The following is a 20,946-nucleotide window of genomic DNA, read 5'->3' as shown; positions in this document are numbered from 1 at the left end:
GAAAACTTCAGCCTCAAAGGTTGATCATTTTTTGTACTAGAAAATGACGCTTCTACGTGAATTCTAGAGCAGTTTTCATCACCAAATACTCTTAAATCAACGTAGACGCACGATAAATTCTCAATAACCAGAACCCGTTAGGTTTTTCTACAGCCTGAAGCCGCTGTATGAGGCATTTTTTGTGTAGTGGAGTTTTGGGGTAAAGTGGCGCAGCCACCCCAAAACGAAGCGAAGCAAAAAATGCCCCTATGACAGCTTTGTTAGCTTTTCTCTCGCCCATTTATAAACAGTCTCCGAAAACTCCAGGTATGAAGGAACCGTTTTAGGATTATAACCACCGACCATATAATGGTTCCCGTTAGACAACCTTACAGTTAGATCTGAATCAGAGCTTTTTATTGGAGTTGGATATTTTCCACTCCATATTCCATATCTAGTTAAAAATGTGAGAATGTACTCCACGTCAATATCTTGTTCATAACCTGCCTTAATGGAAAGTTCGTTCAAATCATGGCCAAGCACACCGTATGGAATTTTACCCTTTTCCAATATGTGGCTTTTTACCTGACTCGAATCATGAGCAACAATTACACCTTTTAATGAATTTTCTATAGCAAGAGCACAATGAAAAAAGAATATGGAAGTCATAACTGGAGGAACAGACGAAAAGCCTCCTGACTGCCTTAAAGACTCCATTCTTTTCTGATGTTCGAGGATCGACGGTAGTAAGAGATGCCCCGCATGTATATGTTCTGCCGATGACCCTAGCCATTGTTCCCAAGTGATAACCACATCTGGGAATAGGGAAAGATCTGATTCCCATCCTGAGTCTCCGTGATACCTGTTATTTTCAGCTTGGATCTTCATATTTTTAAGCTAACGCCACTGTTCAGCGGAAGCCTTGGCAGAGCGAAGCGGCGACAAGGCTGTCCGGTGGAGGGCCGTCAGGCCCGGAATGTACTGAAACTATTGGTTAAGCGGCAAGCTCACCAAATTATAGGGTGGCCGTGGGTGAAACAACCACCCACGGCCAATAGTGCCTGCAAGCAGCATTTAGGCTTGCTGCACGCCTTATACTATAGACAGCATACCGTTGCTGATAATGCAAACCCAAACGCTGACAGCGGCTCTAGTAGGCAGCTGTACAGCATCAGGTAAAGGCGTCCAAATGCTGTAAGTCTTGCTGACAAACTATCTGAGCGCCCCAAGTTAGATTTATTTTTCATAAACCCTCCAAGGAGATATCCGAGTGGCTCTTGAAGAGTTAGGACTCGGATGTTCAGACCTCCCACCAATTTCCTTAATGCCAGTTGTGACGGTGGTGGGACCTAACTGGACGGGATGAAGGACTAACCCTCAAATTCTTTGCTGCTTAACGAGCCTGTAGAAAAACCTGTTTTCAGCCAACTTTTCCCGCCAGCAGCTCGTTTTCTGTTGTTTATTTTTGATGGCTGTTTTTTCAGCAACCCTTTGTTTATTCTGTGTTTTCCTGCCTTTTTAAGCTTTGGCTGCCTGTAAGCTCGACTCCGTACTACTTACCGAGGTAGTGCAGAGCATGCTCAAAAGTACCGAGCTGCAACTGATCCAGGTCATTGATCACCACCATCGACGTTTGATTGTAGTCGCAGCGCTTGAATCGAGCCATCACCGCCTCCTGCATTTCAAAACCCGATCAGATCATAGTTCGGGAGGTTTTTCTACAGCCTGAACGCCAATATTCAGCGGCGGCCTTTGCGTAGCGAAGCGGAGAAAAGGCCGTCCGGTGGAGGCCCTTCAGGGCCGGAACGAACTGGAATGGTTGGTTAGTTTTATTGAAGCTTACGCTGTTCGTTGATCGCATCTTGCAGACTCTCAAGCTGAAGCTTATGAAGAGCCTCCCACACGTCGGCATCTGGCGAAGACACCTTATCGGGTGCTTTAAATTGGCTCCAATCAAAATCTCCGGTCAAAAGCGGATTTTCACTGTCAGAGGCTGATGCGGTTTCAACAACTCTTACTCGTTCCGCAAGATTCGCAACATTATCTGCCAGCACCTCGGTTTCGACTACGAGATCCAGGACCTGCGACAATTTCTGGTCCCTGAGCTCAATCTGATCTTTAAGTTTTTGATTAATTTCAACCTGTTTTTCAAGCAGATTTCTAGTTTTTCTCAACTCATCCGTCGCATGGCTCATTGAGTTGTATACACCCAACACTATTGCTACCCCAACGCCAATCACCAACCCCTCGCCCAGTCGGAGCAAGTTACGCCTAAAGAGTCCTTGATTCCCAGGTTCCATGCGACAAATCCTATTTACCTATATCTCTGAAAACTAACGCCCGCAGCACGCGCGGCTTTGTAGTGAAAGCGCAGCTGCAACGAAAAAGCCGTCGCCGTGACTGCGATTGTTAAGGGCTACTTACCGGATTTTTCTGGCATATCCCTTTTTGACTACTCTACCGATATAGCTATTTAAGCCTTGCCCAGCTCTTGCTAGCCTATGCATTTCATTGATGCTAGGAGCACCGGCACTTTGATTCGTGTACAGATAGACTGAACCATCACCGAACTGAACGGTGATTTCGCCTACTCCAATTTCGTATGCAACCACATTTGAGTTACCACCCAAGTTTTTATAACGTTCCATCATCACTTCCTCATTAGTTGATACTACTTCAATTTGGAGCCAAGGCCCCTTAACATTTTAATCATAGGCATGCTTATTTTGCCGATTTCAATATACCGACAGATATCGAGGGAAGAGTTTGATTAGAAAGGAAAAATCCATTTTCTGATTTGACTGCTTCCCTGCTAAACGCGCATGCGCATAGTCGCAATAACCGTGCGCCTGTACTCTTAAAAGAACAAAGGGCGGCCACGATTTCCATAATGTATCAAATTTAAATCTTATCCAATTTCTTCGCACCAGTAAACCGAGCATTAAGTCGGACAAACCGAGCATGGTTAATCCGAAAACGGCAAATATACTGTATAAAAAGCCAGCTTTTATTTACGGTCTGACCTGTCGCGTCTGTCGTAATAAACCTACCCTCTCCTGTCTGTCTCGATGGCATATTTCACTGTCCCGAGTCTCCCACAGGCACAAAAAAAGGAGCCGTGATGACTCACGGCTCCTTCTGGTGGATCAGATCAGATAATTACTCTGGGCGGCGGGGCATAAAGGCGTTTTCTTTCCAGATTTTGTACTCTTCCCGGAAGCCCTGCAGATCTCCGTAGGCTTTGGCGAAGAAAGGATCAGCGGCGGATTTCTCTGCGGCGACTTCTTCCCATGTGGTGCGGAACAAGTCCAGCATTTCGTCGCTCCAGCGCAGATTATGGACGCCATTTTTCTCAATATTTTTGTTCATTGCCGCGAACTGAAGCGCTTCACCCTCGGCAAAGGAAACCGCCATGGCAGAACGACAGGTGGTTTCTACCAGTGCCTGCTGGGTTTCGCTCATTTTGTTCCAGGTTTTCTTATTTACCAGCAGTTCCAGCAGGGTCGCTTGCTGGTGCCAGCCCGGATAGTAGTTGTATTTAGCCACCTTGTGCAGGCCGATCATCTGGTCGATCACCGGCATGGAAAACTCGGTTGCATCAATCGCGCCCTTTTCCAGCGCGGGGAAGATCTCTGCACCGGAGAGTAAGGAGGTGTTCACACCCAGTTTCTGCATCACCTCGCCACCTAAGCCAAAGAAACGCATTCTCAGGCCTTTCAGATCTTCTGCACTCTCAATGGGTTTACTGAACCAGCCCGAGGTTTCCGGTGCCACCACGGCACAGGGAATCGCATGCACGTTATAGCCATTGGTGTCGTACATCTCCTGCCAGAGCTTACGGCCGTTACCGTGATAAACCCAGGCCATATATTCTCCGGCTTCCGGGCCGAAGGGCACAGAGGAAAATACCGATGCCGCCGGAATTTTACCCACCCAGTACCCTGGCGAGCCAAAACCGGCACTGACTTTACCGGCAGAAACCGCATCCAGAATTTCAAAAGGCGCGATTAGCTTACCCGGTTCATATTTTTTCACTCTAATACTGCCACCGGAGGTGGTGTTCAGTGTTTCTTCGATATAGGTTGCCGTTGTACCAACGCTGGGCAGCTTAGAATTAAACGCAATTGGCATCTTCAGCATAATTCTCTGTTCTGCCCCTTGGGCAGGCAGCACAACAGAGGAAGCAAGACAAACGGCCAACGAAAGGGTTTTAATCGGATGTTTCATTAGGATTAGCTCCGGTTTTTCTTTATATTTATTGGGTAAGCTCTTTTCTGAGCAAATCAACGAAGTCTAATCGGGCTACGCCTTATCTGAAAAATGATTAGATTGAATACCATCATTAGCTTTTTTGATGTCAGGTAATTTCAATACCAGCTGAGGCATCGCCACTAAACTCAGGATATACCTACAAGGACGTTACCATGCCAGAACCTACCCCAAGTACAACACCTCAAGCCAACCACCTGGTCAATCAGGTGCTTAACAGCAAAACAGTACCGATCCGCTTTTCCGGAAAAAAAATGGAGTACTTTAAGCTTTGGCTGGTTAATCTGCTGCTCAGCATCCTGACGCTGGGTATCTACAGCGCATGGGCTAAGGTCAGAAACACCCAATACCTTTATGGTCATACTCAAATTGATGGGCATCGTTTCTCATTTCTGGCTAAGCCGCTGCAAATTCTTATCGGGCGGATTCTGGCCGTCGCCATTTTTGCTGTTTATGCGGTGATTTCCGGCCTGAACCCGTTATTAAGTCTGCTTTGCACCCTGCTACTGCTAGCGGCCACCCCGTGGCTGATCAATGCAAGTTTGCGTTTCAATATGCGAAATACGTCTTACCGGAATGTTCGCTTCTCTTTTAAAGGCAGCTACGGCGGAGCTTTTGTCACTTTTCTGCTATTACCCATTCTGGGAGCCATTACCGCCTGGCTGGCGATGCCCTGGGTTCTGAAAAAAATCCATCAGTATCTCTACCGGAATATCAGTTACGGCGGCCGACCTGTGCAGCTTGCTACGTCAACCAGCTATTACTACAAAGCATCACTTATCGCTCTGATAATTGCTGTGATAATCCTTGGCGCAGGCTATCTGTTTGTTGAAGCATCCAATCTTATTTACCAGCTCCAGAATGGCCGCTGGTCACTGCCGGCGTTAATGCCAATGTTTCTGGCGTTCTATCTGATCACATTCAATCTGGTTGCCGGGCTTTTTTATGCCCTTATGTTCAATCATCTGACCAATGCCATGAAAATCGATCAGATCGCTTCCCTGAGAGCCCGGCTGAGTATTCCGGCTTATTGCTGGCTCAACCTGAGCAACAGCCTTCTGTTGATCTTTACTATCGGGCTGGCTTTCCCTATTACCCAGATACGTAAAAACGCACTACTGGCCAGTGCGACGGAAGTAACACTTCAGCCCGGCATAGAGCAGCTGATCAATACTGAGCAGGATGATGGCAAAGCCTTTGGTGAAGAGGCCGCAGGTGTATTTGATATTGACCTGTCGCTGACCTGATGAATAAACGAAACACAGAAGGTGGATTATGACGCTACCTACGGAGTCAAACCCATTGGTCGATGCGTCATGCCCGCCGACAGAAAGCATTCAGGGAATCCTGCAGGAAGCCGGTCGTGCCTCTGCACAGCCGGCCTTTATCCTTGAAAACGCCAGTGGCGGTGTGAAAATCTTCAATATGACCCAGCAGAATATCGCTGAGTATTGTGCCGGTGAACTCAGTTACAGCGCCATCATACCCGGCTTACCTGTTGAGTTGCGCCTGCCCAATGGGGCACGTTTTATTCCTGATGATGCCAGTTACCGTTGGTCAGGACTAAAACCGAAAGCCCATATCCTCAACTGGCTGGAAACCCGCTGGCTTGTGGCTCTTGTCGCTGTGATCGCACTTCCACTGTTTATATGGTTAATCACCTTCAGATTAATTCCTGCTGCTGCCGGTATCGGGGTCGCTTTCCTGCCAGAAAGTGTTGCCGAAGAGTCTGGTCAACAAACGCTGGCGATTCTTGACCACATCTATATGAAGCCCAGTCAGATTCCTGAAGCGCAACAAGCCGGAATCCGTGAGCAGTGGCATAACACACTGGAAGCCCTCAGCCTTCCAAAAGCGAATTACCAGCTGCATTTTCGCAGCGGGCCTATGGGCCCCAACGCCATGGCTCTGCCTAACGGCGATGTGATTCTGACGGATGATATTGTTGAACTGATGGGCAATAGCCCCAGGCAACTAACGGCTGTGATGCTGCACGAAATAGGTCATGTCGAGCACCAACATGGTTTGAAGATGATGGCTCAGGCAGCGGCAACCTCCATGCTGTTTGCCCTGATATTAGGTGATATTGAAGGCGCTGGCGAGATGGTCATTGGTGCCGGAGCCAGTCTGACCCATAATGCTTTTTCAAGGGATATGGAGCGTGAAGCTGATACCTTTGCTTACAGCAAACTGCATCAACTGGGGCAATCACCAAAAGATTTTGCCGAGGCGATGAACCGCTTAATGCATAGCCAAACAGCGTCAACCTCTGCAGATGGCAACAGTGTTCTCAATAAGTATCTGAGCTCCCATCCCGCTATCAAAGAAAGAATCGAGGCGGCTGAAAACTGGTCACCGGCGCACTAAACGTGCAGGCCACACAAGCTCGTATTTCAAATTCTCCGACATTTGTTTAACATGTTAACAAAATAAATAACGGAGTTATCCATGAGCATCAAACTGTCTGTTGTTGACCAAAGCCCCGTTCACGGCTCCCACTCCAGGAAGGAGGCTCCCTCCCTTACCGTTGAACTGGCGCAGTTATGCGATCAGCTGGGTTACCACAGGTACTGGGTTGCCGAGCACCATGACAGCCTGCACTTCGCCAACCCTTGCCCGGAAATCCTAGTCGCCCATATTGCCAGCATCACCAAAAACATCAAAGTTGGCAGCGGTGGCGTCATGCTTTCTCACTACAGTCCGTTAAAAGTGGCTGAAACCTTCTCTATGATGGCCAACCTTTTCCCTGGCCGCATCGACCTTGGTATTGGCCGCGCTCCGGGCGGAACAGGCCTGACCTCCAGTGCACTGGCTTTTCCCAACGCCCCGCTTCAAGGTGAGTATTACGCGGATCAGGCGGCTCTGCTGGCAGGCTTTATCAATCAGTCACTGGATAAAGAACACCCTTATCGTAATATCCATATTCTGCCCGACAGCAGCGACAAGCCGGATCTCTGGATGCTGGGCTCCAGCGGAGGCAGTGCCGCACTGGCCGGTGAACTGGGCTATAACATCGCATTGGCGCGCTTTATTGACCCGGATAATTGCCGCCCGGAAATTTTTGCCGCCCACCAGAACGCCTGGTATCAGTCCGGCCACCCGCACCCGCCCAGCCGCATGTTGGCTATCGCCTGTATCTGTGCTGAAACAGAAGAACAGGCACATCTAAGAGCCGGTACAGCCGTCTACCGTAAGTATTCAGCTCAAATAGGTCAGCGTGAAGACTTTCTGAAACCGGAAGAGGTGAAAGACCGCTACCACCACATGTCAGCGTCCCACAAAGCCATGTTTGACAAAATAGCCTCAGGTTACACCATAGGGACACCGGAGCAGTGCTGGGATGAGATCAGCCAGTTAGCAGACCAGTTCGGCACAGAAGAGATTGCAACAGTAACCGTCACTTATGGTCAGGACGAACGCATTGACAGCTATACAAGGTTAGCGCAGTTTTTGTAGAGACTGTTCCAACAGCCGAAAGCGTGGTGGGGCCTGGCCAGATCATGGCGAAGACGGTGCCGTGCCACACAGATAGTCACAAACCAACTGATCAAGCTTGCCTTCGGCTTCCAGATTAGCGAGGGCCCGATTGAAGGGATCGAGTAAAGGTTTCAGCTCTCTGTGCAACCGAAAAGACACTGAGTTACTGGCGTAAGGCAGTGAAATCCTGTAACTCAGTCTCCCACTAATCTGATAATAGAGGGCGACCGCCTCCGTCATCAGGCCAATGTCATTCCACCCACGGTGTACCCGCTGAGCTATTTGCCATTGATTGGAAAAATCTTCCCGAATCAAACCATTGGGTACAGGACTTCCCCGCACCGTAGCAACCCGACGCCCCTTCAGATCCGGTAAAATAAAGAGCGGAAAAGAGAGTTCCGACTGGTAAATAATCACATTATTCACCACCCCATAAGGTCGGGTAAAAAGAGACAGTTCCGCCAGCCTTATACTGGGATCTGCACCGGGGGCAGGCTGAACAGGCACAACGCCGGCTTCCACATTAATATCTCCGGCCTCAAACTGCCGCAATAGCCTGGCCTGTGACAGGGGGATAAATTCAAGCTTAACCGGCCGCTCCAGATCCAATGCTATACGCGATACGACCAAACGCAGGGTATCCGCATAAATACCACGGAAGTCCCCTTGCCGGTCCTGCCAAAAAAAAGGCACAACACCCGGCTGAGGCATCCCTACCTTTAAGATGATCGCGTCAACCGCCCTTGAGCCTGAATCCGAAGCGGCAAGAGGCCGGACAAGGCAGAAAAATAGCATGAAAGCCAAAAAAGCCATGGGATTTATGGCACGGAAGGAATAATCAGTCAAAGCTCTGTGATACCCTTAAAGCGAAACAACATTCAAAATCAACCAGCGCATTATCACTCATTTTATGCCAACCGCCACAGCTTCCAGTAAACTTCTTGAGCCCATTCTGCAACTGGCAAGGCACTATACTGCACTGCCTGAATCCGGTACGCCAGACGCCGACATACCCACACAGACACAAACCGGCATACCCACGCAGACACAAAATGCCTCCCCCTCTCCAGGCTCACTCCAGCAGCAGCTTATGGATGACGTGGGTTTAAACCAAGACGATTTTACCCGACCAGACACCCGCTTTCCTGCTGATAAGTTCTCACAGGTTCTTTCCCGGTTGGCCAAAGCCAGTAGCAATCCTTATATCAGCCTGAGACTGGCCGAAGCTACCCAGCCCAGAATGCTGGGCTCGACAGGCTTTCTTATTTCAACTGCGGATACACTGGGAGACGCCCTGGAAGTTCTGGAAGAGTATCTGCCCATTTTATTTGAGAGTGCCACATTAAGACTTACCCAGGACAAGCAGTTTACCCGTTTGACACTGGACATCGAAGATGAAACCCGCAACGTAGCGGAATTTTTTCTGGCCTGCCTGCTGAACTGGCCTCGCTGGCTCACGGGTCAGCAGATTCCCGTACAGCAAGTCGATCTGGCTTACCCTGAGCCACCAAGCGGCCACCGTTACCACCAGCTATTCGCCGCTGAGGTGAACTTTGAGGCCGGGAATAACAGCATACTTCTGGCTAATCAGTACCTTTCTCTCCCCTGTACCGACGCCAACCGCGAGATGCACCAGTTACACAGAGAGTTTGCGGATGCTTTATTAGGTGCCAGCCATAAAAAGCTGGCCCTGACCGCTCAGATTCGTCACCTGATCCGGGAGCAGATACTGTCACAGGGGGATGTTATCCGACGGGAAGAGGTTGCCCGGCAGCTGGGGCTGAGCCTGCGTACGCTACAGCGCAAGCTGGGCGAATTAAACACCAACTTCCAGACCCTTTACGACCAAACGCGAAAAGAGCTTTGTCTGCAGATGATCCGTAAGGGTGAGCTCAGCTTTGGGGAGATCGCTTTCCAGCTGGGCTTCTCCAATCAATCTGCATTTCAGAAAGCGTTTAAACGCTGGGCAGGAATGCCGCCCAGCCGCTACCGCCAGCAGCTTAATGATCAACGGCACAGCACAGCGACTTCACCCGAAGGCTGGTCAGTTGAGCCTGACCCCGCTTTGGTGCCCTCTCCTCCTTTTTCACCGGCATCCCTTGAAGCATCTTTATTGCCGGGTGAGGATACGGCCCAGCTGCACGCAAACGTTACCGCCAGCAATATATGCAATCTGTTGCCGGAAAAGCTGCAGAAACTCAATCCATTCGGTCTAAAACACCTGAGGCGTGCGGCGATCTTCGGTGAGACCTTTAGCCTGAATCATCTGGCAGCCATCAGCTCAGACCCAGAAGCCCGGTTAATCATCCACTTATGGCCTGCACAACAGGAAGGCCTTATCGAGCCGGTCTCAGAGCAGGAGGAAGCACTGGAGTTCCGTTTCAGCCAACCAGCTATACGTGAGCAGCTGTTGCAAAATATTCCGACAGCGGAGCAACAGGAACTGCACCGGAAATTTGGCCAGTTCTTAGCTAAAGCGCTGATTAAAACCCTGCCTATCCCGGAAACAAGCCGCCAGGAAGATATAAATGAGGATATTGGGCTCACCTCAGACGCTCAGCAGCAGCTGACAGAAACGCTTTATCATCTAAACAGAATCCGGCCAATCCCGGAAACTGAAGCAGCAGAGCTCAACCCTCAGTTTATTGCCCGGCTAAACCAGATTGCGGCCAGAAACATTCTGAAGCAGACGGATACGCACCACGCCCTTTACTATATCACCCAGGCCGGGCAGCATCTGAGTCAGTGCCTGCCAAAACCGGGCGGTGCAGCACTGCCTTCGAAACAGAAGATGACTCCCCCTCGGACGCACCAGATACTAGCGGAGCTATTGGCACAACAGGCACTGCTCTGCTTAAAAATCAATAACCTGAAAACAGCACTGTTAGCCGCAGATCAGGCCATACTCCTGCACGAGACCAAAACAGAGATCGCAGAGCCCCAGAGCTATGACCTCTTTCTGCTTAAAGCTCAAATTCTGCAACGGCTGGGGCAGCCTCAGGAGGCTCTGGATCTTCTGCTTGCGCATCTGCAACCGGAGATTCCACAAGGGGATCAGGACCGGTTGCTTTATTTACTGCAAACACTGGAAAGGATTCAGGCTTTGCGCAAAGTGCCGCCGAAGAAAAAAGCGCCACCAAAGAAAACGGAGCACTCTGTTGCAGATACCATCGGTAAGCTCTCTCTTCTGGAGTCGGTCAGCCAATTGGCCCGCCAACGGTCTGAACCACTACTGGCCGCCTGTGCGCTCAGCTCGATGACAGAGCACTGCCTGAGGTTTCCGCAGCTCGTCAGCAGCACCTCACAGGAACCCTCCGATAACCGCCGCAACCCTGATATTGATACACTTCGGGCCTTAGCCCGCTATGCATTTGTTGGCTATGCATGGGTCGCCAGCTGGTTCTGTGGTGACTACACACTCTGCACTGAGATTCTGCAGCAGGGTTTAAACCTTGAAGCCGCACACAAGCCGCCGAATCCACACTCGCCGACCAGTATCACCGCCCACCAGACCCGTTACAGAGCTACATCAGAAGCCACCGATCTCTGGTATTGCAGCCAGATTCAGCACTGGCTGGAACCGGTCAGTCAGGTCATGCATACGCTACGAAAACTGGGGGATAGTGTCCGCCGGAAAGGCGACCCACTTCTTAGCCATGAGCAACGCCTTACTTGGTACCAGTTAAACACTCTTAATGGCGAATCCTCCCTTAACCGAATTCGCCAGCGCTGTCTGCAGGATATTCAGTCGCTGCCGTCATTGAACCCGGCCTTTGCTCAAACACTGCGTACAGCAGGTACCTTGCTGGCGGACTATCTTCAGGACAAAGCTCTGCTTCCGGCAGTGCCGGAATACCATCATCCACTACAGGCCGCAAATCTCATTCGCGCTGCATTACTGCTGAATAAGCAACAGATCTGGCCCCAACTGTATCACTGGCAGGCACAGCTTGAGAAAGATCTTCCCGGTCACCTGATGATCAGTGAAACACTCTTTTGTCTTGGCCTGATGCGTCTGATGCAATCCCAACAGGAGCAACAACTTAGCCCACGGCGGCTTAGGATCATCGAGCAAACCGAATCCCGCTTTGAGCTTTGGAGCAGCCATTGTCCGGAAAATTTCTCCGGGCAGTATTTACTGCTTCAGGCAGAAAAAAACCGATTGACCGGGAAAAGTCCCGAGGACTGCGTCCCTTTGTATGAGCAGGCAATCCAAGCTTTTAGCGACAGCAAAATGCAATGCCATCGGGCCATTGCCTTTGAACGCTATGCGGATCTGTTATCAGAGACAGGTCAGAGAGTGCTGGCAGAATTTTGCCTGAATAAAGCACGCCAGCTTTTCCAACGCTGGGGGGCAAGCTCTAAGGTTAAGCAGATTGAGCAGCAGAAAGTTAAAATAATTTCAGACTGATCCTTATCGGTCGGCTGATACGTAAAACTACAGCCAAAAGAGCCATTTACTGGCACAATATGCCACCTTTTCACACAGATATGATACCGGCCTATGATTCCCTGGAAAATATTGATTGTTGATGATGAAGAAGGCATTCACGGCATCACCCGGATGATTTTTCGTGATTACGAGTTTGAACAGCGACCGATTGAGCTGATCAGTGCTATGAGTAGTATCGAAGCAAAAGCTCAGCTGGCACAGCACCCTGATATCGCTCTGATTTTGCTTGATGTTGTGATGGAGACAGAAAGCGCCGGGCTGCAGCTGGTAAAGCACATTCGCGAAACACTGAACAAACCTGATGTCCGTATTATTCTGCGCACCGGCCATCCGGGTTATGCCCCGGAAGCACAGGTCATTATTGATTACGATATTAACGATTACCTCAGTAAAGCTGAGCTGTCGGCATCCCGATTACTCACATCGGTTATTGTCGCGTTACGCTCCTACCGGGATATAAAACTTGCCCGCGAGCAGATAAAACCCATAAATGGCGGCATTGCGATGCACGGCGAAGCCTCACCTCAACCCGAAGCCAACGCTTTCTCAGAAGTCTTACCTGAAATCGCAGGTACGCTACTGCAACATGTTGCACCGGCACTGAAGCAAAGCAAGCGTCTGAGCAAGCTGGAACTGAATCCTGTTGCCAATGAGCTAGCCCGCGATCTTTATGCCCACCAGCAAAGGCTCCATTATGCCCTTTCGCTCTGCCTGAATGATAAGCTACCGGCCACAGAGCTTCAGGCCGCCTCTATTGCAGAAACGATAAACGCTACACTGCTGAACTACCTGCCCCAAAGCCGACAGGATGGCTGGGTTCTGGACTATCATCTGGCCGCTGAACTACCCGAAGTTGTGACATGGGATACCGCACGATTTCAGCTTATGCTCACCGCCGCCATTGAGCTGGCGTTGCTCCAGGCACAGGGCCATGACCTGAAAATACGGATTCAGAAAGGTGAAAAAGCTCAGGAATTACTCTTAAAGGTGGAACAGAGCGAGGGGCAACCTTTGTTTAACCATTCCCACTGGGCTGAGCAGCTGCGCCAGAGCCTGCAACAGATCTGTCAGCAACTACAGGGAAGATTTACTGAAATAGATGAAGACGGCCAGCTCTGCTGCCGCATTCCTGTTCAGGGGCTATAGCGTCTCATTAGCTGCAGCAGATACTCTCCCATAAATCCACGCAGCACAGACTTACACAATATAAAAAAGCCCAGTGCAAGTACTAACTAATGTACCTTGCACCGGGCTTTCGATCTGATATCTGAACTTAATGCCGGGTTAGGGCATACCAGGTTTAGTTGCGTATCAGCATCACAGAACAGTGGGAACGCTCTGCCACACGGGCGGAAACTGAACCCAGCAAAAACTCATCCAGACGGGATCTGTGGTGAGCCGCCAATATAACCAGATCAATATCATGATGCTTGATATGCGAAAGAATATGCTCAGCGGGTGAGCCTTCATATACTTTCATCACCGGATGTAAATTCTCAGGCAGTTTGTCATGGGCAAACTGCTGCAGCTGTTCGGCAATACGATGAACCGCCTGATCGTGCTCATCTTCGCTAAAATACCCGGCAACAATCGGGTTACTGTACCCAGGAACAACGGTAATCAGATGCAATTCAGCCTGGTTATCCCGTACTTCCCGCAAGGCAAGATCAATAGCCTTCTGGCAGAAACCCGGCTCTCCCAGGTCCACTGGCACCAATACTTTCTTAAACATTCGCTTCTTCTCCTGACAACCTCTTATAGCGCCCTAAGTCGGAAGACAAAGGGCACCTGAATATGGAGCTGTAACCAGCCACTCTGACGGTAACTTTATAATTAAGACTAATTAATATTAAAAGTTAAGCCACAGTGGCTGCAATCCCTGTTATCGATATTAAGAGCAGATATTAAGCAGCCTGCTGTTGCAGTGCCGGATGCCGCCGGCGCTGCAGCCAAATAATCAGGAACAAAAGCCCCAACGTTGGAATATAGATTAGCTCACGGGGTGGCTGGGCCACAGGAATCTGAATCCCTGTGATCTGTTGATCGAAAGCCAAACCTGCTTTCTCAGCCACACTGTCAAACCCAACGTAATCGACAATCAGGCGCTCACCATCCTGCAGCAGCTCAAGTCCGGTATCCGCTAAGCGATCAAAGCCTGTCTCACCACTTCCCAGAGACATTACCGTCACAAAGGAACGGGGGTTACCAACCGCATCAAACCCATCGATCCAGAAACGTAACTCCGTGCCCGGATCAACCTCAGCCATCTTGGCAACTACAGCGTCAGGCTGCACCATCGCATACGGCTCCACGATCCGGTCCATCCAGAATCCCGGACGGAACAGGGAGAATGCAATAACCAGAAGGAGCGCCGACTCATACCAGCGGCTTCGGCTAAAGAAGTAACCCTGTGTCGCTGCGGTAAACACCAGCATCGCAATCGTCGAAACGATAAAGATCTGAATCCCTTCAGCCCAGGTCACATCAATCAGCAGCAGATCCGTATTAAAAATAAACAGGAAAGGCAGTGCTGCAGTACGCAAGCTATAAGCGAAAGCCACAAAGCCGGTACGAATTGGATCACCACCGGATACAGCCGCTGCGGCGAAGGAAGCCAAACCAACAGGCGGAGTTACATCGGCCATGATACCGAAGTAGAACACAAACAGATGCACCGCAATCAGAGGCACAATCAGTCCCGCCTCCTGACCCAGGGTAATCACCACAGGCGCAAGCAGAGAGGAAACGACGATATAGTTTGCTGTCGTTGGCAGACCCATACCCAAAATCAGGCTCAGTACCGCAATCAGCAGCAGCATCAGTAAAAGATTACCCATAGAGAGCACTTCCACCAGATCTGCCAGTACCGACCCGACACCTGTCTGTGATACCGCACCAACAATAATACCTGCAGTGGCGGTCGCAATACCGATACCGATCATGTTGCGGGCACCGGTAATAAGACCATCAATCAGCTCATCAAACCCCTGACGAATCTTAACATTAAGACCCGTCTCACCTCTGAAGAAAGCGATCAAAGGACGTTGAGTCAATAAAATTGCAATCATCAGAACCGTTGCCCAGAACGCTGACAAACCGGGGGAAAGACGCTCAACCATCAGGCACCAGACCAGAACCACGACCGGTAATAAAAAGTGCAGACCGGATTTAACCGTCGGCGCAACTTCCGGTAACTGAACCATGGGTTCATTGGGATCATCCAGTTTCAGGTCCGGCACTTTCGCAGCAATACGAACCAAAGTGACGTAGACACCAATCAAAAGAACGGTAATCACCGGAGAAGCAAAATCACCCAGAGCAGGTTTCATCCAGCCAATACCATAATACACAATGGCCGCTGTACCACAGGTCAACAGAAAGCCTGTCAACATCCCGATCAGGCGCAGGTGCCAGGCTTTAACCTCTGTGCGCCGGGGCAACCCCTGCATATTTTGTTTCAGTGCTTCAAGGTGCACGATATAGATCAGCGCGATATAGGAGATCAGGGCTGGCAGGAAAGCATGGGTGATCACCTGAACATAGGAGATTCCCACATACTCGACCATCAGAAAAGCCGCTGCCCCCATGACAGGTGGCATAATCTGACCATTAACAGAGGAAGCCACCTCAACAGCACCAGCTTTTTCAGAGGTAAAACCCACCCGTTTCATCATCGGAATGGTAAAGGTACCGGTTGTCACCACATTGGCAATGGACGAACCTGAGATCAGGCCGGTCAGACCGGAAGAAACCACTGCCGCCTTTGCGGGGCCGCCGCGCATATGACCCAGCAGAGAGAAGGCAACCTGAATAAAATAGTTACCGGCCCCCGCTTTATCCAGTAAAGCGCCAAAAAGCACAAACAGGAAAACAAAGCTGGAAGAAACCCCTAGAGCAATACCAAATACACCTTCTGTCGTCAGCCATTGGTGATTGATCAGAGGTTCAAGGTCAATCCCTTTGTGGGCGATGATATCCGGCATATAAGCCCCGGCCAGCGAGTACGCCAGAAAGACCATAGCCACAATCATCAGCGGCGGCCCCAAAGTACGACGTGTCGCTTCCAGCAGTAGAACCAAACCGGCTACTGCCACGGCAACATCCTGTGTATTTGGCAACCCCGGCCGACTGAGCAGCTGGTCGTAAAACACAAAAATATAGGAAGCCGAAAATGCGGCTAAAAGCGATAACACCATATCCCCAATCGGAATCGCACGACGGGAGGATCCGGCGAATGCAGGATAGGCCGTAAAAGCCAGAAAAGTAGCGAATGCCAGGTGAATAGCGCGGACTTCTGTGTCATTAAAAATGCCGAAACTGCCGATAACCGGCCAGTCATAAAACGGCAATGGCGAAGCTATCCATAGCTGAAACAGAGACCAAAGCAGCGCGACACCTAGTAGAACTCTTCCTTGCCAGCCATGGGGAATACGCGCCCCGGTATCATTGGCTGACACCATCTCCTGCAGCTCCTGCTCACTTGCGGCTTGGCTGTCAGGCAGAGGAAGATCATTCGGTCTGTTGTCATGAGTTGACATATCAGCTCCTTAAAAAAGATCAGGCTAAGGACAAAAAAAGCCCTCTCCCGTCAGACATGGCACGCAGTAGTCTGACGGCAGAGGGTTTAAAAAAGGTAAACCTTTAAAACAGTACTCAAAGGCCTGCCATTCAGGCAGGCCTTTGAGTTGCGCAAGTGAACGGATTACATCCAGCCGCGCTCTTTGTAGTAACGGATCGCACCTTCATGGAGGGGTGCAGACAGACCGTCAGAGATCATGGTCTTAGGATCAAGGTTTGCAAATGCAGGGTGCAAACGCTTGAAGCGCTCAAAGTTGTCAAAAACAGCTTTTACAACCTGATAAACAGAGTCTGCATCAACGTCAGCAGACGCTACCATCGTTGCTGTATTACCAAAGGTTTTTACATCGTTGTCCGTACCCTTGTACATACCGCCCTTGATGCTCGCCTCAGCATAGAAAGAGTTGTTGTTGATCAGCTTGTCGATCACAGGGCCCGTTACCGGAATCACTTTAGCATCGCAGGATGTGGTCGCCTCTTTGATAGCGCCGGATGGGTGACCCACGTTGTACAGCATGACATCAATTTTGTTGTCGCACAGCGCCTGAGCCTGCTCAGATGCTTTTAACTCAGCAGCCAGCTTGAAGGTATCTTTTGTCCAGCCTTTCTCATCCATGATCAGTTCCATAGTACCTCGGGTACCGGAACCTGGGTTCTGCAGGTTAACGCGTTTGCCTACCAGATCATCAAAGTGCTTAATACCGGAATCAGCACGAGCTACAACGGTGAATGGCTCGCCGTGAAGAGAGAAGAGTGCACGCAGTTTTTTGTATGGACCCTGCTTGATGAAGGATTCATGCTTCTCACCTTTCATGGCGTAGTATTGCCAGTCAGACTGAGCAACACCCATATCCTGCTGACCCTGACGGATCGCATTGATGTTAACCACGGAGCCACCAGTAGATGGTGCCGTACATTTAACACCATGATCACTGGTTCCACGGTTTACCAGACGGCAGATCGACTGACCTACAACGTAATAAACACCTGTTTGACCACCGGTACCAATATTTACGAATGTCTGTGCACTCGCCGTTACCGGAGCCAGAGATGCTGCCATACCTACAGCTGAGAACAGCGCAGTAGCAGCCAGTTTCGTTTTGAGAGACTTCAATTTCTGTGACATAGCAACCCTTCTTATCATTATCAACCAGCCGTAGCCGGGAATCGGTTTCATCCGCTATCGAACGATGTAGCCAAGTTACCCTCACGAAGCTTGGTTACATCGTTCCTCTTGTCCAGACCCGACATATAAAGTCGGCTATAACAGGAGGCCATCCAAAGGTACTTTAAAGCCAGGCATGCCATGACCGCATTTCACGCCAACTAAACCTCCTTTCGTGCCAGGCGATGCATAAATATTCCACTTTAAGGAAAAAAAACCGACAATAGAGCGAGCAATCCATCAAACAGGCACGCATCAGCTACCAACATACAGCGCAGTCTCATGGATAAATCCAGTGTCAGGCCATGGCCAAAACAGCGCCGGTCACAGCACTATGCTTTTACAACGCAAAACTTTTCCCTATTCTGCCCTAAAAGGTTATCCGGATGCAGCGAATAAAGACCTTTTATCACCACAACCCTCTGGGTGTGCGCCTGCTGGCAGCCATTCTGATTTACAGCTCTTTAATCACTCTTTTTGCCACAGGCTTTCAGCTCTGGAGTGACTACCGCTACGAACGCTCCGATATTGATAAGCGCCTGTACCAGATTGAAACCAGCTCCATTCGCAGCCTCTCTAACAGTCTGTGGGAGATTAATCCTGCTCAGGTTCAAATTCAGTTGGACGGCCTGCTACAGCTGCCGGATGTCCGTTACCTGGAGATCACGACCCCCTATGGCGAAGCTTTTTTCGCCGGAAGTAAGCCGCAAAGTGGCCAGCTACTACAGCATAATTACACGCTGACCCATCAGGATCACAACGATAAAAGCCATACCGTTGGAAAGCTGACTCTGATTGTCAGCCTCGAAGATATCTATCAGCGCCTTGCAGATAAGGTATTACTTATTTTAGCGACACAGGGTGTTAAAACCTTCCTGGTTTCTGTATTTATTCTGACTCTGTTCCACCACCTGATCACCCGACACCTCAGTACCATGGCGCTATTTGCCCGGCGCTTAAAACTCGATCATTTGGATCAGACTCTGGAGCTGAAACGCGGACCTCACAACGATGAACTGAACGATGTTGTCTCTGCTTTCAACAGTATGCGCCGCACCATGCTGGATGATATAAAAAAGCGCCAGCAGGCAGAGCAGGCACTGGAAAGTGCCAACCAAGCACTGGCCGATCTGAACAAACAGCTGGAACAACGGGTTGCAAAACGTACAGAACAACTTGAAGACCGAAACCGGGAACTACAGCAAACCCTGAACCAGCTACAAAATACACAAAAGCAGCTGGTCGAGTCAGAAAAGATGGCCGCTCTCGGGGGGCTTGTTGCAGGCGTGGCCCATGAAATCAACACCCCCATCGGCATCGGCTTCACTGCAGCAACGTTTCTGGCGGATGAAGCGAAACGCATTGAAGCACGGCCTGGCGCTGAAAAGAGTGACCCTGACTCAAAAAAACTTCTAGCGTTAACACTGGAAAGCAGTGACCTGATCTGCAGAAACCTGGAGCGGGCCGCCCAACTTATCCGTGCCTTTAAGCAAGTATCAGTGGACCAATCCAGTGAACAGAAACGCTCCTTTGACCTGATCAGCTACCTGCATGAGATACTACTATCCCTTCAGCCAAGGCTTAAAAATTGTCGACCGAAAATCCAGATTATCGGCCCGAATCAACTGATAATCGACAGCTATCCCGGCAGCTATTATCAGGTTTTTAATAATCTGATAATAAACTCTGTGATCCATGGCTTTGAGCAGCTACCCGGAGGGGAGATAAATATTAGTATTATCCTGCTCTCAGAAACGAAGCAAAGAGTTGGAACGGTGCAGCAGGCTGCCGCCATACAGATCGACTATACCGACAATGGCGTCGGAGTACCGGAGGGTTGGCATCAGAAACTATTTGAGCCCTTTGTCACCAGCAAACGGCACCAGGACTGTAGCGGTCTGGGCATGCATATCAGCTACAATATTGTTCATCAACTGCTTCATGGGCAGATTGAGAGTCTGTCGGGACATAAGGATAATTCCGGTGCCCACTTCAGGCTAATCCTGCCAATGAAACTGCAACCGGATAAGAGCTAAGCCCTCAGTTCAACCAACCTTTCTCGTGAAAATAGCGCCGAGCTCCAGGGTGCATCGGCGCGGCTAAGGGCGTCCGCACCATAGCTTCAGCATTTAATGGTTTAAAAGCCGGATGTAACTGTCTGAAGTGCTCAAACTGCTCAAATAAAGACTGCACAATAGCGTAAGCTGCATCATCAGAGAGATCGCTTCGGGTAAACAGAGTCGCGTTGACTCCCACCGTCCGCACATCTGGCTGAGAAGACGAGTAGAGGGAGCCAGGCAGGGTCAATGCCTGATAGTGAGGACTGTAAGCAACCAAAGCTTCAATATCTCTTTTTTCAAGACCAATCAGAAGACTATCGCAATCACGTATCGCTTCTTTAATAGCACCGTTAGGATGACCCACTACATATAACGTCGCATCAATCCGGTTATCACACAGCGCTTTAGCCTGCTCCACGGGAGCCAGCTCTTCAAGCACAGAAAAGTCTTCACGTTGCCACCCTCTGGCTTGCAGCAGAATATCAAGGGTAACTCGCTGACTGCTTCCCTTTTTACCCAGGTTGAAGCGCTTACCCTTCAGGTCTGCAAAACGTTTAATGCCGGAATCCCGACGAACCAGAATAGAAATATGCTCAGGATAAAGCCCCACCAGAGTTCTCAGGTCCGATCCTGACAGCCCCTTTGTCCCTTTAGCCTTATATGTGTTTTCAAGCTGCCCCGCTTCAGATACCCCCAGATCGAGGTGACCTGCAATGACCTGCTGAAGATTCTCCACCGACCCCAGGGTGCTACGTAGCGCACAACGAATACCATGTTGCTGCCGACTCAGATTTACCAGTCGGCAGATCGCACCACCGGCAGGGTAATACAGTCCTGTAACCCCTCCTGTACCTAACGTCAGCACCCGGTTATCGGCATAGCCCAGAGAAGCAAAAAGAAAAGCCAGCCAACCCAGGAGGATTCCTCCTTTTCCCGCCCGTGCAGATCTCATCAAATATGCCGCC

The 20,946-nt window shown here is 50.0% G+C and carries 15 protein-coding genes; 6 read left to right on the top strand and 9 right to left on the bottom strand.

The features are described from left to right. Nucleotides 1-246 precede the first annotated feature (246 nt). From ACN0R8_RS12875 to ACN0R8_RS12860, 4 genes are all read right to left on the bottom strand, one after another. Nucleotides 247-867 carry a hypothetical protein gene (locus ACN0R8_RS12875; RefSeq protein WP_417598031.1) on the bottom strand — a complete coding sequence of 207 codons (621 nt, stop codon included), beginning with the start codon at nt 865-867 and terminating at the stop codon, nt 247-249. 941 nt (nt 868-1,808) lie between these two features. Next, nucleotides 1,809-2,279, bottom strand: coding sequence for a hypothetical protein (locus ACN0R8_RS12870; RefSeq protein ID WP_417598029.1), 471 nt, complete (start codon nt 2,277-2,279; stop codon nt 1,809-1,811). A 120-nt stretch (nt 2,280-2,399) separates the two neighbouring features. Beyond that, on the bottom strand, nt 2,400-2,630 hold the full coding sequence (locus ACN0R8_RS12865; protein ID WP_417598027.1) for a hypothetical protein: 231 nt from the start codon (nt 2,628-2,630) through the stop codon (nt 2,400-2,402). Between the two features lie 508 nt (nt 2,631-3,138). After that, on the bottom strand, nt 3,139-4,206 hold the full coding sequence (locus tag ACN0R8_RS12860) for a TRAP transporter substrate-binding protein (protein WP_417598025.1): 1,068 nt from the start codon (nt 4,204-4,206) through the stop codon (nt 3,139-3,141). Between the two features lie 197 nt (nt 4,207-4,403). On the opposite strand from ACN0R8_RS12860, the gene ACN0R8_RS12855 reads away from it, so the two are divergent. The 3 genes from ACN0R8_RS12855 (at nt 4,404) to ACN0R8_RS12845 (ending at nt 7,704) form a co-directional block, all read left to right on the top strand. Next, complete coding sequence (locus ACN0R8_RS12855) at nt 4,404-5,495, top strand: YjgN family protein (RefSeq protein ID WP_417598023.1); 1,092 nt, start codon at nt 4,404-4,406, stop codon at nt 5,493-5,495. A 28-nt stretch (nt 5,496-5,523) separates the two neighbouring features. Further along, on the top strand, nt 5,524-6,615 hold the full coding sequence (locus ACN0R8_RS12850) for a M48 family metallopeptidase (RefSeq protein WP_417598021.1): 1,092 nt from the start codon (nt 5,524-5,526) through the stop codon (nt 6,613-6,615). An 81-nt stretch (nt 6,616-6,696) separates the two neighbouring features. Then, complete coding sequence (locus tag ACN0R8_RS12845) at nt 6,697-7,704, top strand: MsnO8 family LLM class oxidoreductase (protein ID WP_417598019.1); 1,008 nt, start codon at nt 6,697-6,699, stop codon at nt 7,702-7,704. 42 nt (nt 7,705-7,746) lie between these two features. Here ACN0R8_RS12845 and ACN0R8_RS12840 read toward each other — a convergent pair whose 3' ends face one another. Further along, a complete protein-coding gene (locus ACN0R8_RS12840; RefSeq protein WP_417598017.1) occupies nt 7,747-8,436 on the bottom strand; it encodes a substrate-binding periplasmic protein in 690 nt (229 codons plus the stop codon). Between the two features lie 199 nt (nt 8,437-8,635). Between ACN0R8_RS12840 and ACN0R8_RS12835 the strand changes: the two genes are divergently transcribed. Beyond that, a complete protein-coding gene (locus tag ACN0R8_RS12835) occupies nt 8,636-12,136 on the top strand; it encodes an AraC family transcriptional regulator ligand-binding domain-containing protein (protein ID WP_417598015.1) in 3,501 nt (1,166 codons plus the stop codon). Between the two features lie 93 nt (nt 12,137-12,229). Beyond that, complete coding sequence (locus tag ACN0R8_RS12830) at nt 12,230-13,324, top strand: response regulator (RefSeq protein ID WP_417598013.1); 1,095 nt, start codon at nt 12,230-12,232, stop codon at nt 13,322-13,324. A 154-nt stretch (nt 13,325-13,478) separates the two neighbouring features. Here the strand turns inward: ACN0R8_RS12830 and ACN0R8_RS12825 are convergent, their stop codons facing one another. The 3 genes from ACN0R8_RS12825 to ACN0R8_RS12815 form a co-directional block, all read right to left on the bottom strand. Continuing rightward, on the bottom strand, nt 13,479-13,910 hold the full coding sequence (locus ACN0R8_RS12825; RefSeq protein WP_417598012.1) for a universal stress protein: 432 nt from the start codon (nt 13,908-13,910) through the stop codon (nt 13,479-13,481). Between the two features lie 172 nt (nt 13,911-14,082). Next, entirely contained in the window at nt 14,083-16,716 is a 2,634-nt protein-coding gene (locus ACN0R8_RS12820) for a TRAP transporter permease (RefSeq protein ID WP_417598010.1), read from the bottom strand. Nucleotides 16,717-16,880: 164 nt separating this feature from the next. Continuing rightward, entirely contained in the window at nt 16,881-17,882 is a 1,002-nt protein-coding gene (locus tag ACN0R8_RS12815; RefSeq protein ID WP_417598008.1) for a TAXI family TRAP transporter solute-binding subunit, read from the bottom strand. A 425-nt stretch (nt 17,883-18,307) separates the two neighbouring features. On the opposite strand from ACN0R8_RS12815, the gene ACN0R8_RS12810 reads away from it, so the two are divergent. Further along, the gene (locus tag ACN0R8_RS12810; protein ID WP_417598006.1) at nt 18,308-19,957 is read left to right on the top strand and encodes an ATP-binding protein; all 1,650 of its coding nucleotides are present in this window, start codon (nt 18,308-18,310) and stop codon (nt 19,955-19,957) included. Between the two features lie 4 nt (nt 19,958-19,961). Here ACN0R8_RS12810 and ACN0R8_RS12805 read toward each other — a convergent pair whose 3' ends face one another. Continuing rightward, nucleotides 19,962-20,933 carry a TAXI family TRAP transporter solute-binding subunit gene (locus ACN0R8_RS12805; protein ID WP_417598096.1) on the bottom strand — a complete coding sequence of 324 codons (972 nt, stop codon included), beginning with the start codon at nt 20,931-20,933 and terminating at the stop codon, nt 19,962-19,964. Between the last annotated feature and the right edge of the window lie 13 nt (nt 20,934-20,946).

This window comes from Oceanospirillum sp. (assembly GCF_048265165.1).
Lineage (GTDB): Bacteria > Pseudomonadota > Gammaproteobacteria > Pseudomonadales > Halomonadaceae > Oceanospirillum.
This window is presented reverse-complemented; position numbering and strand designations above follow the sequence as displayed.